Raw genomic sequence first — 12,350 nt, 5'->3', positions numbered from 1 at the left:
GACAGGGGGGCAGGATTGAAGGTTTCTTTGATGACGTCGATCAAGATTGAAGGAATTCTTACCAGAGGATCGACGTCCGCCGCTAGAGGCTGACGCTCTTCGGATGCCGACCGCTTGTCGCGTGTCGACGGACGGGGTCAGTTGCGCGGTGCGGCCTCGCCGGGGGCGGGCACCTCGTGGTGGATCCGTCCGGAGACCGCCGACAGCGGTCGGCCGGTACCGCCCCAGCGGCCTGCGACCACCTCGGCGGCGATGCTCACCGCGGTCTCCTCCGGGGTACGCGCGCCCAGGTCCAGCCCGAGCGGAGAGCAGAGCCGCCCCAACTCCTCCGCGCGCAGACCGGCCGCACGAAGTCGGGCCAACCGGTCCTCGTGGGTACGCCGGGAACCCATCGCGCCGACATAGCCGAGCGGCAGCCGCAGCGCCACCTCCAGCACCGGCACGTCGAACTTGGGATCGTGGGTCAGCACGCAGACCACCGTGCGCCCGTCCACCCGCCCGGCCGCCGCCTCGGCCCGCAGGTAGCGGTGCGGCCAGTCGACCACCACCTCGTGCGCGTCCGGCAGCCGGCGCGCGGTGGCGAAGACCGGGCGGGCGTCACAGACGGTCACCCGGTAGCCGAGGAAGGCGCCGATCCGGGACAGTGCGGCGGCGAAGTCGATCGCGCCGAAGACGATCATCCGGGGCGGGGCGGCGTACGCCGCGACGAAGAGCAGCAGGTCGTCGCCACGGCGCTGTCCGTCGTATCCGTACCGGAGGGTGCCGGTCCGCCCGGCGGCGAGCATGCCCCGGCTGTCGTCGGTGGCCGCCGCGTCCAGTCGTGCGGTGCCCAGTGAACCGGCGGTGCGGTCCGGCCAGACCACCAGCCGCCGACCGAGCCTGCCCGACGGATCGGTCTCGCCGGCCGAGACGCAGGTCACCACGGCGACCGGCTCTCCGGCCCGGATCGAGGCGGCCACGTCGGCGAACTCAGCGAACCCGGCCGGATCGACCCGCTCAACGAAGACGTCGAGCATGCCTCCGCAGGTCAGACCGACCGCGAACGCGTCGTCGTCGGTGACGCCGTACCGTTGCAGGGCCGGCTGTCCGGTGGCCGTGACCTGCCGGGCCAGCTCGTAGACCGCACCCTCCACGCAACCGCCCGAGACGCTGCCCACCGCGGCGCCGTCCGGGCCGACCAGCATGGTCGCCCCGGCCTGGCGGGGCGCGGAACGCCAGGTCGCGACGACCGTCGCCATCCCGACCGGCTCGCCCGCCCGCCACCACCGGTCCAGTTCGTCCAGCACGTCACGCATGACCCGCTCACCCGTACCCGTTCCGCATGCCGTTCGACCGGCAACGCCCCGCCGTGGCTGCCCGCGCGCGGTTGCCGGCAACCTCGGCGCCGTCCGACGATGGTCCCATATGCCCGAATAACCCGTACCGGGTCACCCGGCCACACGGCGACACTACGCGGCGGACCGGCGAGGCACCCTCCGGGGACGTCACGCTCCGTGAATGGCCCGGACGCGGGCGGGTAGACCAGCCGGGACACGACGGGAGGCAACCCATGCCAGGACCACGACCGGGCAGCAACGCATACGACGTGGAGCGCGCCCGGCTGCGCAAGCGCATCGACAACTCCGGCCGCCGGGCCAACGACAGCAAGGCCGACGACGCCGCCAACCGGCATCTCCAGGAGGACGGCCGCCGCGGTTTCGTCCGGGGCGAACGAGGGCTCGGCCCGAAGGCCGAGCGCGGCCCGGGTGAGCCGAAGTGACCGGCACCGGCGTACTGTCCCGGCCCGGTCACTCGGTCGCCGACGCGGTGGACGGGGCGATCGCGGGTGCGGTCGGCAGCGTGGCGCTGAACATGGTCACCTACCTCGACATGGCCCTACGGGCCCGACCGGCCAGCAGCACCCCGGAGGAGAGCGCCCAGCGGCTAACCGAAATGCTGCACATCGGTCTGGGGCCCGAGGACCGGGCGGCGAACCGCCGCTCGGGCCTCGGGCCCCTGCTCGGCTACGCGACCGGGATACTCTCCGGAGCCGCGCTCACCGTGATCGGGCTGCCCCGCCTCCCCGGGCCGGTGGCAGCCGGGCTCTTCGGTGCCGGCGTGATGCTGACCTCCGACGGCACCCTCACGGCGCTCGGCCTCACCGACCCGCGCCGCTGGAGCCGCACGGACTGGCTCGCCGACATCGTGCCGCACCTGGCGTACGGGTTGGTCGCCGTCGCGACGCTCGGACAGCTACGTCGCGCCCGTGGTGGCCGGTAACGTCCCCGCATCGGACGGCACACCGTGCCCCGCCGTCCCGGTCAGCCGGCCCGCCGCGCCTCGCCGCGCCCCGCCGCCTTCCGGTCGGGGTCCTCGGCAACCGGCCGGGCCGACGGGCCGTACGGGGAGACCTGCTCGGGCGGAACCCGCCGGCCGTCACCGCCCCGGACCCGGGTCGGGTCACCGGGACGCGGGCCCTTGCTGTCCTGCACCGTCGGGTTCAGTTCGTTGCGGCGCATCTCCGGCTGCTGCACGTTCGTCATCGCCGTCCCCTTCCGCCGTCGTACCGCTCGATGGTGGGCGCCGGCCGACGGTGCTCCGCCGGCCGGCGGGTGCCCCGGGGGTCCGCAACCGCCCGGTTCGCCGAGCGGGTCACGCACACCCGGGTACCCGGCGTGGGATTACCCGGTGCGGGTGGCGCCATTCGGCCGGCCGCGCCGGTGCGTCCAGTGGCTGGGTGGGTAACCGGACGGAATGAACCGTGACCGTGCAATGGTTCGGGTGCTGCTGGAGCGGCAGGGCCGGACGTACGCCGAGGAGGCGGGGATCCGGCTGGCCGACCGACCCGGCCCGCTCTACCAGTTGCTGGTGCTGACCACGCTGCTCAGCACGCGGATTCGCGCGGGTGTCGCGGTGGCCGCCGCTCGGGAACTCTTCGCCGCCGGTTGCCGCACCCCGCAGGGAACCGAGGCGCGCAGCTGGCAGGACCGGGTGGACGCGCTGGGTCGAGGGCATTATCGGCGCTACGACGAGCGGACCGCGACGATGCTGGGCAACGGAGCGCGGCTGTGCCTGGACCGCTGGAACGGCGACCTGCGCCGGTTGCACCGTCAGGCCGGTAGCGAGCCCGGTGCACTCCGCCGGGAACTGACCCGGTTTCCCGGGATCGGACCGACCGGGGCGGACATCTTCCTCCGCGAGGTTCAGGCGGTCTGGCCGGACGTCCGCCCGTACGCCGATCGTCGGGCGGTGAACGCGGCCGGCCGGCTCGGTCTGCCGTCCACACCGGAGAAGCTGGCCGGACTCGTCGGCGGCGCCGATTTCCCGCGGCTGGCGTCGGCGCTGGTCCGGGTATCCCTCGGCCAGCAGTCGATCGGCGAGCTGACCAGGGCGGCCGCGGCCCGCTGACGGAGGGTCAACTCACCGGCTTGCCCGAGGTGGGTCTGGTCAAATACCACACGGTCAGGCCGGCGGCGACCGCCAGCAGCAGCACGGTGTTGGTCACCCCACCTCCCTCCTGGCCGGTGCTGCCGAAGTAGATCACGGCGAGCGCGGCGCCGAACGACAACAGGGTCCGCAGTCCCTTGTTTTTCACGCGAATCAGATTAATCGCGACAGAGCATTCGTATTTCGGAATCACCGGATAATCCCTCACTCGGGTCGCGGTGGCCGGGGCGCGCACCGCCGCTGAGCAGGGTCGCCGGGGCCACGGCGCCGCCGGGCGGCGCCCCGGGGCCAACAGCGCCGCCGGGCGGCGCCATCGCCGGCACGACGGTCGGACGGGGTCGGGACATCCGAGCTGGCCGATGGACGTACAGTCTCGCCGTGACCGAAATCCGGACCACCGTCGAGCTGCGGCACCCTCCGGAGCGGGTCTGGCGGGCCCTGACCGACCGCGACCTGCTGCCGAAGTGGTTCGGTTCGGTCGAACCACGACCCACCTCGATCAGCCGGTTCGAGCTGCGCCCCGCGGACCTGCCCGAGCTCGACGAGCTGATCGTGATCGAACTGGTCGAGGTCGACCGGCCACACCGGATGGTGCTGCGCTGGCCAGAGGAGGGCCAGCCGACCCGGCTGGAGTGCGAGCTGACGCCCACCCCGGAGGGCTGCCGGCTGACCGTCGTGCAGAGCGACGACGAGGAGCCCTGGCTGCCGGCCGATCCGAGCGGGCGCGAGGAGCGCTACCGGGCGCTGCTCGACACCCGGCTGCCCGCCGTACTCGACTGGATGGCGTTCCGGGAGGTGGACCTCCCCGCACCGACCCAGATCATCCCCGCCGTGCCGGCCGGGCGGACCTGGCCGGGCCGGCGGTCCCGGCGCCGACTCGGTGCCGCGCTGGCCGTACTGGCCCTGGCGGCCGGCGCGGTGGTGGTGGCCGCCGGCCTGGCCCGGGGGCGGGGCGACGGCGGGCCGTCCACAGCGGGGGCCGCCGCCAGCGCCCGGCCGAGCGCGTCGGCGGGGGCGACCGCTCCGGTCAGCCCGACCCCGAGCGGCGGGGTCACCCCGGTCCGGCCCAGCCGGCCGGCCCGCACGGGCGCGACGCCGCGCCGGACGACGTCGCCGGAGAGCGCCGCCAACCCGACGACGCCCGGCCGGCCGAGGTTGACCGCCCGGTACAGCACGCTCAGCAGCCGGCTCCTCGGCTACCAGGGCGAGGTGGTGGTGACCAACGACGGGGACGCGACCGCGACCCGGTGGACACTGGTGGTCACCCTGGCCGGCGGCGCCCAGGTGGCGAGCGCCACCGGAGCGGAGAGCTACCGGCAGGAGGAGCAGCAAGTGACCTTCACCGGCGCCCCGCTCCGGGCGAACCGGTCGGCGACGATCCGGTTCGAGGTGGCCCGCGACACCACGCTCACCCAGAAGCGGCCGACAAGCTGCGCGGTCGACGGCCAGCCGTGCGCGGGGCTGTGACGAGTCAGTAGAGCAGGTACGGACGGCGTCGGCGGTTGAACTCCGCCAGCTCGGCCGACCAGGCCCCGACGACGTCCGGCACGTCCGCCCCGGCGTCGATCATCGTACGCAGCCGGGTGGAGCCGGTGAGCTTGTCGATCCAGTACGGCCGGGCAGTGTCCCAGGTGTCCGCCCGCCAGGCGAACGCCGGGTACCTGCGGGACTCGACCAGCATCGCCACCCCGGTACGCACCGGGTCGAACCGGGCCGGGTTGGTGACCTTCACCTCCACCCCCGCGCAGAGCTTGTTGAGCAGGGCCGGCTTCTGCCCGGCGGCGGTCGGTGAGAAGTACGCCTCCCGGAACTCGACACCGGGCAGGTCCCGGGCGACGAGCCGGTCGACCAAGTGGTAGTCGAAGTCGGTGGCGAGACCGCCGATCAGCTCGAACGGCCGGGTGGTGCCCCGACCCTCGGTCATCGACGCCACCCCCTCGAACATGCAGGTGCCGGGATAGACCAGCGCGGTGTCCGGGGTCGGCATGTTCGGGCTGGGCAGTACCCACGGCACGCCGGTGTCGACGGCGAAGTCGCCACGCCGCCAGCCCCGGCACTCGATCACCGTCAGGTCGACCGGCCGGCCCGCCTCGGCCGGCAGGAACTCGCCGTTGTAGAACCGGGCCAGCTCGCCGACGGTCATGCCGTGCTGCTGCACGATCTCCTTCTTGCCGACTCCGGAGGTGAACGGCGTGGTCATCATCGGCCCGTACGCCCGTCCTCCGATCGGGTTGGGCCGGTCGAGCACGACGTACCGGCGGCCGAGCCGCGCGGCGGCGACCATCGAGTCGTAGAGCGTCCAGATGTAGGTGTAGAAGCGGGCGCCGACGTCCTGGATGTCGAAGACCACGGTGTCGACCCCGGCCTGGGTGATCAGTTCACCCCACTTCGCCTGCGAGGCACCGTACGCGTCGTAGACGGTGACGCCGGTGCGGGCGTCGATCCCGGTCCCCTCGCTGCCACCGGCCTGTGCGGAACCCCGGAACCCGTGCTCCGGCCCGAACGCGGCGGTGAGCCGCACCCGGCCGGAGGCGTGCATCAGGTCGACCAGATGGCGGTAGCCGGCGTCCACTCCGGTCGGGTTGGACAGCACCCCGACCCGCTGGCCGGCGAGGGCGGCGAACCGGGAGTCGACAAGCACGTCCAGGCCGGTGCTGACCCGGCGACCGCGTCCGCCGCCACCATGGCCGCCGCCACCGTGTCCGTCCGGTCCGGAACGCTCCGCACCGGTGTCCGGGGCGGCCGAGGCGGTGGTGCCGCCGAGGGTGCCGGCCGTCGCGCCCAGGGCGCTCGCGGCGGCGGTGCTGGCGAGGAACCTTCTGCGTTGCACGACGGCCTCCCGGGGCGGGGCTGCGGGCAGGGGAACGTGTCTCGCAAGTTACCTACGCCACATAGGTTGGTCAAGAAGGAAAACTACGAACCGGCACTCAGAGCTCCTCGGCTTCCAGGTCGCCGAGCTCGATGTTCTGGATCATCAGCCACCGGGCCAGCGCCGGCATGCCGTAGAGCCACAGCGGGGCGGACTCGGTCGTGCCGTTGGTCGCGTAGATGGCGAACCGCAGGTCCGGGGCGTGGATCGCCTCGATCCGCCAGCGGTGGTTCTTGTCCCGCCAGATGGCGGATGGGTCCATGCCCCTCACCATAGTGTCGCCCCGGCCACCGCACCCGGCCAGCGTCGGACCCACCCCGCATCGTGTACGGTGCTCGTTGTCGTACACTGTACGGGAAATGGGGGAAGGCGTGACGGCCGACGACATCGTCATCACCGGGGCCCGGGAGAACAACCTCAGGAACGTCTCGCTGCGGGTGCCGAAACGCCAACTGGTCGCCTTCACCGGCGTCTCCGGCTCCGGCAAGTCGTCCATCGTCTTCGACACCATCGCGGCGGAGGCGCAGCGTCAGCTCAACGAAACCTTCACCGCGTTCGCCCGGAACTTCCTCCCCCGTTACGGCCAGCCGGACGTGGACACCATCGAGAACCTCTCCGCCGCCATCGTCGTCGACCAGAAGCGACTCGGTGGCGGCTCGCGGTCGACGGTCGGCACCATCACCGACATCCACCCGCTGCTGCGGCTCCTCTACTCCCGCGTCGGCAAGCCGCACGTCGGCTACTCCAACGCCTTCTCTTTCAACGATCCGCAGGGGATGTGCCCCGAGTGCGATGGCCTGGGCAAGTCGGTCCAGCTCGACCTCGACGCCTTCCTGGACCGGTCCCGGTCGCTGAACGACGGCGCCCTGCTGCACCCCGACTTCGGCAGGACCGGCTGGTTCTGGAAGATGTACGCCGCCTCCGGCTTCTTCGACCTGGACAAACCCCTGGCGGACTACTCCGAGCAGGAGTGGCAGACCCTGCTGTACGGCGACGGCAAGGTCCCACTGGAGTGGCAGGGCACCACGATCAACTCGACCTACGAGGGCGCGGTCGCCAAGTTCACCCGCCTCTACATCCGCAAGGACGCGGCGGAGATGTCCGAACGCAACCGGGCCATCTTCCGGCGGTTCGTCACCGAGCAGACCTGCCCGCTCTGCCGGGGCGCCCGGCTCAACCAGGCGGCACTGGGCAGCGAGATCGACGGCTACAACATCGCCGAACTGGCCGCGATGGAGGCCACCGAGCTGATCGGGGTGCTGAGGAGCTTCACCGACCCGCTCGGCGTGACCGTGGTGGAGAGCCTGCTCGACCGGGTCGGCAACCTGGTCGAGATCGGCCTCGGCTACCTGAGCCTGGACCGGCCGACCGACACCCTCTCCGGCGGCGAGTCCCAGCGGATCAAGATGGTGCGGCACCTGAGCAGCAGCCTCACCGACATGATGTACATCTTCGACGAGCCGAGCGTCGGCCTGCACGCCCGGGACGTCGAGCGACTCAACCGGCTGCTGGTGAAGCTGCGCGACAAGGGCAACACCGTGCTGGTGGTCGAGCACGACCGGGACGTCATCGAGATCGCCGACCACGTGATCGACATCGGTCCGTCCGGTGGCGCGGGCGGCGGTCGGGTGCTGTTCGGCGGCACCGTCGACGAACTGCGCCGTGCGGACACCCCGACCGGCCGCCATCTCGAGCACCGGCTGCCGCTCAAGACCGCCTACCGACGGCCGACCGGACACCTGCGGGTCACCGCGGCCGACGTGCACAACCTCCGCGACGTCACCGTGGACATCCCCACCGGGGTGCTGGTGGTGGTCACCGGGGTGGCCGGGTCGGGCAAGAGCACCTTGATCAACAACGTCTTCGTCGGGCAGCACCCCGAGGCGATCGTGATCGACCAATCCGCCGTCGGCGCCTCGATCCGGTCCAGCCCGGCGACCTACACCGGGCTGCTCGACCCGATCCGGCAGCTCTTCGCCAAGGCCAACGGCGTACCGGCTTCGCTGTTCAGTTTCAACTCCAAGGGCGCCTGCCCGAACTGCCAGGGGCTCGGGGTGATCTACACCGACCTGGCCTTCATGGACGGGCTCCGGTCGGTCTGCGAGGTCTGCCAGGGGCGCCGGTTCAGCGAGGACGTGCTCGAGCACAAACTGCGCGGCAAGTCGATCAGCGACGTACTGCGGATGCCGGCCTCGGAGGCCCTGGAGTTCTTCGCCGAGAAGAAGCTGCGGAGAATCCTCCAGGCGGTCACCGACGTCGGGCTCGGCTATCTCCAGCTCGGCCAGCCACTGAGCACTCTCTCCGGTGGCGAGTGCCAGCGGATCAAGCTCGCCACCGAGCTACACAAGGGCGGCACCATCTACGTGATGGACGAACCCACGACCGGGCTGCACATGTCCGACATCCAACACCTGCTCGACATCGTCGAGCGGCTGGTCAGCGGCGGAAACTCGGTCGTCGTCATCGAACACAACCTCGACGTGATCAAGAACGCCGACTGGATCATCGATCTCGGACCGGAGGGTGGCAGCCAGGGCGGCACCGTGCTGTTCGAGGGCACACCGGCGCAGCTGCTGGAGGCCCGCAACTCCTACACCGCCGAGTACGTCCGGCGTGACATCGGGGCCGCGGCACCGGCCTGACCGCTCGGGGCCGGGCCGCGGCCACTCGAACGCGGTGAAGCCGGGAACAGGACCACCCCGCCGTGGTACGACTGCTTCGACAGCGTCTGCGAGGTGTCTGCGCAGCTCACGGCGTTGACCAGCGGCCCGCGAGGCGGCGGGGTGGGAGAACGGACAGCCGATGGCGACGAGCAGGCGTTCCACGCTGATCCGGGATCCGGACCATCCGCAGCGGGCCACCCCGGTGGAACTCTTCTACGATCTCGTCTTCGTCTTCATGCTGGCCCAGCTGTCCCAAGCGTTGATCATGAAGCTGGACCCGCTCGGCGCCTACCAGACGCTACTGCTGCTGCTGGCGATCTGGTGGGTCTGGTCGTACACCAACCTGACCACCGACACCCTTGACTCGCGGCGGCCCGCCGTGCAGCTGCTGGTCATCACGATAATGCTCGGCAGCCTGCTCATCTCGACCGCGCTTACCGAGGCGTTCGACGGCCGGGCCCTGCTCTTCGTCTCCGCGTACGTCGGGATCCACCTGTTCCGCAGCGTCACCCTCGCGGTGATCCTCCGGGGTCACCGCCTGCACAACCGCCCGCTGCGCGGGATCTTCTGGTTCAGCCTCTCCGGCGCGCTCTGGTTCGCCGGCGCCTTCGTCTCCGGCACGTCACGGCTGCTCTTCTGGACGGTCGCCCTGGCCATGGACTACCTGGGACCGGTGCTGCGCTGGCCCACACCGAGGATCGGGCGCTCGCCTACCTGGGAGTGGAACAGCGCCGGCGAGCACCTGGCCGAGCGGTACCGCCAGTTCATCATCATCGCCCTGGGCGAGAACGTGGTGATCACCGCGCGTACGGTGCGGACCACCAGCTACGACACGGCGGAGGCCGCCGCCGTGATCGTCTCGTTCGTCACCACGGTGCTGCTCTGGTGGATCTACTTCTACCGGGCCCGGGAGAAGCTCGGCAGCGCCATCGTCGGCTCGGCCGACCCGGCCCGGGAGACCACCTGGGCCGGGTACGCCCATCTGATCATGGTGGCCGGCGTCGTCCTGACCACCGTCGGCGACGAGCTGGTCATCCGGCACCCGACGGAGGGGACCCCGGGCGGCTGGGTCGCGGTGATCGTCGGTGGCCCGGCGCTCTTCCTCGCCGGCCGGATCCTGCTCGGGCACGAGGTCTTCGCCCGGGTGGCCCGCCCCTGGCTGATCGGAATCGGGGTGCTGATCGCGATGGCACCGGCGATGGTCCTGCTACCGCCCCTGGCCGTCTCCGCGGCCGTCATGCTCGTTCTGCTGGGCATCGTCGCCGCCGACGCCGTCACCGTACGCGAACCGCGCGGCACGCCCGGGATCACCTAGCGTGCCGGTACGCGCGCCGCCCGCTCGGAGCGGCCGGCGGCAAGCCTGGGCCCCGGCGACGGGGCGACCGCGGCTCCCGGCCCGGGCGCTCGGGCGTCGGCCGGGTCACTCCGGACCGCGCTGCACCGGCAGCCGGACCACGAAGCGGGCACCGCGGCCGGGATTGCCACTGGCGTCGATGGTGCCGCCGTGGCCGGTGACGACCTCGCGGAGCAGCGCCAGCCCGAGGCCGGTGTGCCGCTTCTCGGTGCCCGTGCCCACCCCACGGTAGAACCGGTCGAATATCCGGTCGGCGGGATCGAAGCCGGTACCGGTGTCGACGACGGTCAGCTCGGCGACGGCGTCGCTCCGGCACACGGTCACGTCGATCCGCCCGGCGGCGGGCGTGTGCCGCAGGGCGTTCGTCAGCAGTTCGCTGACCACCCGGCGCAGTGCCGATTCCACCCCGGGGACCGGGACCGGCGCGTCGGGACGGCTGAGGGTGAGCGCCACACCCTGTTCGGCGGCCCGGTCGGTCTCGGCGACCACCGCCGCCTCGGCGAGCGCGGCCAGGTCCACCGGGGTGGTGACCGGCCGGTCGTCCGGCATCGCCGCCAGCCGGGCGGAGAGCAGCAGGTCGTTGACGACCTCGCCGAGCCGCCTGCTGGTGCCGACCAGCCGGTCCAGGTCCGACCGGTAGCTCGCCGGAACCTCGGTGGCGCCGGCCCGCCGGGCCAGCACCTGCGCCCGGGTGTGCAGCTGGGCGATGGGCGTACGCAGCTCGTGGCTGACGTCGGCGATGAACCGGCGCTGCCGGGCGAGTGCCTCGGCGAGCGGCGCGACGGTGAGCCGTCCGACGACCACCCCGCTGACCACGGCGGCGAGCAGTCCGACCAGCTCCGCGACGGCGAGGGCGAGCAGCAGGTGGCGGCGGTCGGCGAGCTGGTAACGGGCGTCGAAGACCGTCTGCACCACGTCCTCGCCCCGGGGTTCGGTGCGGACGAAGTAGACGGTGCCGTTGCGCTCGATCCGCTCCGTGGCCCGGGTCCTGGTCGCGGCGGTCGCGGCCATCGACGCCGCCCGGGGAAACCCGGGCGGCGCGGGCACGGCGCCGGAGACGAGCTCACCGTCGTGGAGCAGGAAGATCCAGGTGCAGCCGGGTGGCCCGGACGGATCGCCCCGGTCGGCGTTGTAGGCGAGTTCCCGCTGGATCTGGCGTTCCTGGCCGCGTACCAGCATGCCGTAGGAGACGGCGCCGACCAGCGAGACCAGGACGGTCACCGCGAGCCCGACCAGCAGGCCGACCCGCCGACGAGCCCGGGCCACCACCGCCCGCTCGGCCGCCATCCAGGAGAGCCCCGACGGGACGGTCGCCGCCCGCCGGAACCTCACAGCTCACCGAGCCGGTAGCCGAGGCCGTGCACGGTGCGCACCGCCGCCCGGCCGAGCTTGCGGCGCAGGTAGTACACGTAGGTGTCCACGATGGACGAGGCGGCCGCCTCGTCGAACACCCGGCGTCGCAGCTCCGTCCGGGAATGCACCGCCCTGGGGCGTGCCGCGAGCACCCGGAGCAGCTCGAACTCCCGGGCGGAGAGGGCCACCCGGGAGCCGTCGGCGAGCACCACGTCCCGCAGCCCGAGGTCGAGCCGACCGGCACCGATCGGCAGCGCCTCGGCACCGTCCGGGGTACGCCGGCAGAGCGCCCTGATCCGGGCGCTCAACTCGTCCAGGTCGAACGGCTTGATCAGGTAGTCGTCGGCGCCCGCGTCCAGGCCGGCGACCCGGTCGTCGACCGTGCCGAGCGCGGTGAGCAGCAACGCGCGGGCGCCGACCGCCCGGGAGCGCAGCCGGGCCAGCAGGTGCAGCCCGTCGAGCGCCGGCAGCAACCGGTCGATCACCATGACGTCGTAGCGCCGGGTGAGCCCGAGGTGCAGACCGCGCTGGCCGTCCCGGGCCACGTCGACCAGGTAGCCTTCGTCGACCAGAACCTCGGCGAGCATGTCCGCGAGTTCCGTGTCATCTTCGACCAGAAGCAGATGGTGTACGGTCGGTGACGCCCCGCTTGCCTGTAGCACAGGCCGAGAATCCCACACCAACC

13 protein-coding genes are annotated in these 12,350 nt (G+C 72.1%); 6 read left to right on the top strand and 7 right to left on the bottom strand.

Annotated features, from left to right (window positions below):
• Nucleotides 1-137 precede the first annotated feature (137 nt).
• Nucleotides 138-1,295, bottom strand: coding sequence for an XdhC family protein (locus tag ABNF97_RS02920; RefSeq protein ID WP_130462949.1), 1,158 nt, complete (start codon nt 1,293-1,295; stop codon nt 138-140).
• A gap of 254 nt (nt 1,296-1,549) precedes the next feature.
• Between ABNF97_RS02920 and ABNF97_RS02915 the strand changes: the two genes are divergently transcribed.
• Nucleotides 1,550-1,759: a phosphatidylethanolamine-binding protein gene (locus tag ABNF97_RS02915; RefSeq protein ID WP_130462948.1), complete on the top strand. Its 210-nt coding sequence runs from the start codon at nt 1,550-1,552 to the stop codon at nt 1,757-1,759.
• Nucleotides 1,756-2,259 (top strand): hypothetical protein, encoded by a 504-nt coding sequence (locus tag ABNF97_RS02910; RefSeq protein ID WP_349337544.1) that lies wholly within the window; start codon nt 1,756-1,758, stop codon nt 2,257-2,259. The genes ABNF97_RS02915 and ABNF97_RS02910 overlap by 4 nt, the downstream gene beginning before the upstream one ends.
• Before the next feature lie 41 nt (nt 2,260-2,300).
• Here ABNF97_RS02910 and ABNF97_RS02905 read toward each other — a convergent pair whose 3' ends face one another.
• Nucleotides 2,301-2,522 carry a hypothetical protein gene (locus ABNF97_RS02905; RefSeq protein WP_349337543.1) on the bottom strand — a complete coding sequence of 74 codons (222 nt, stop codon included), beginning with the start codon at nt 2,520-2,522 and terminating at the stop codon, nt 2,301-2,303.
• 211 nt (nt 2,523-2,733) lie between these two features.
• On the opposite strand from ABNF97_RS02905, the gene ABNF97_RS02900 reads away from it, so the two are divergent.
• Nucleotides 2,734-3,387: a hypothetical protein gene (locus tag ABNF97_RS02900; RefSeq protein ID WP_349337542.1), complete on the top strand. Its 654-nt coding sequence runs from the start codon at nt 2,734-2,736 to the stop codon at nt 3,385-3,387.
• Between the two features lie 7 nt (nt 3,388-3,394).
• Here ABNF97_RS02900 and ABNF97_RS02895 read toward each other — a convergent pair whose 3' ends face one another.
• Nucleotides 3,395-3,559, bottom strand: a complete 165-nt coding sequence (locus ABNF97_RS02895; protein WP_130465998.1) for an amidophosphoribosyltransferase — start codon at nt 3,557-3,559, stop codon at nt 3,395-3,397.
• A 245-nt stretch (nt 3,560-3,804) separates the two neighbouring features.
• Between ABNF97_RS02895 and ABNF97_RS02890 the strand changes: the two genes are divergently transcribed.
• Entirely contained in the window at nt 3,805-4,893 is a 1,089-nt protein-coding gene (locus ABNF97_RS02890) for an SRPBCC domain-containing protein (protein WP_349337541.1), read from the top strand.
• Nucleotides 4,894-4,897: 4 nt separating this feature from the next.
• On the opposite strand, the gene ABNF97_RS02885 is transcribed toward ABNF97_RS02890, so the two are convergent.
• Nucleotides 4,898-6,256, bottom strand: coding sequence for an exo-beta-N-acetylmuramidase NamZ family protein (locus ABNF97_RS02885; protein WP_349337540.1), 1,359 nt, complete (start codon nt 6,254-6,256; stop codon nt 4,898-4,900).
• Between the two features lie 97 nt (nt 6,257-6,353).
• Entirely contained in the window at nt 6,354-6,557 is a 204-nt protein-coding gene (locus ABNF97_RS02880; RefSeq protein ID WP_130462943.1) for a hypothetical protein, read from the bottom strand.
• A 97-nt stretch (nt 6,558-6,654) separates the two neighbouring features.
• Between ABNF97_RS02880 and ABNF97_RS02875 the strand changes: the two genes are divergently transcribed.
• Together ABNF97_RS02875 and ABNF97_RS02870 are read left to right on the top strand one after the other, a co-directional pair.
• Complete coding sequence (locus ABNF97_RS02875; protein ID WP_349337539.1) at nt 6,655-8,937, top strand: ATP-binding cassette domain-containing protein; 2,283 nt, start codon at nt 6,655-6,657, stop codon at nt 8,935-8,937.
• A gap of 160 nt (nt 8,938-9,097) precedes the next feature.
• Entirely contained in the window at nt 9,098-10,273 is a 1,176-nt protein-coding gene (locus tag ABNF97_RS02870; protein WP_130462941.1) for a low temperature requirement protein A, read from the top strand.
• 105 nt (nt 10,274-10,378) lie between these two features.
• On the opposite strand, the gene ABNF97_RS02865 is transcribed toward ABNF97_RS02870, so the two are convergent.
• Both ABNF97_RS02865 and ABNF97_RS02860 read right to left on the bottom strand, forming a co-directional pair.
• Nucleotides 10,379-11,644 (bottom strand): sensor histidine kinase, encoded by a 1,266-nt coding sequence (locus tag ABNF97_RS02865; RefSeq protein WP_349337538.1) that lies wholly within the window; start codon nt 11,642-11,644, stop codon nt 10,379-10,381.
• Nucleotides 11,641-12,327, bottom strand: coding sequence for a response regulator transcription factor (locus ABNF97_RS02860; protein WP_349337537.1), 687 nt, complete (start codon nt 12,325-12,327; stop codon nt 11,641-11,643). Before ABNF97_RS02860 ends, ABNF97_RS02865 begins: the two co-directional genes overlap by 4 nt.
• Between the last annotated feature and the right edge of the window lie 23 nt (nt 12,328-12,350).

Source organism: Plantactinospora sp. B6F1, assembly GCF_040120695.1.
Lineage (GTDB): Bacteria > Actinomycetota > Actinomycetes > Mycobacteriales > Micromonosporaceae > Plantactinospora.
This window is presented reverse-complemented; position numbering and strand designations above follow the sequence as displayed.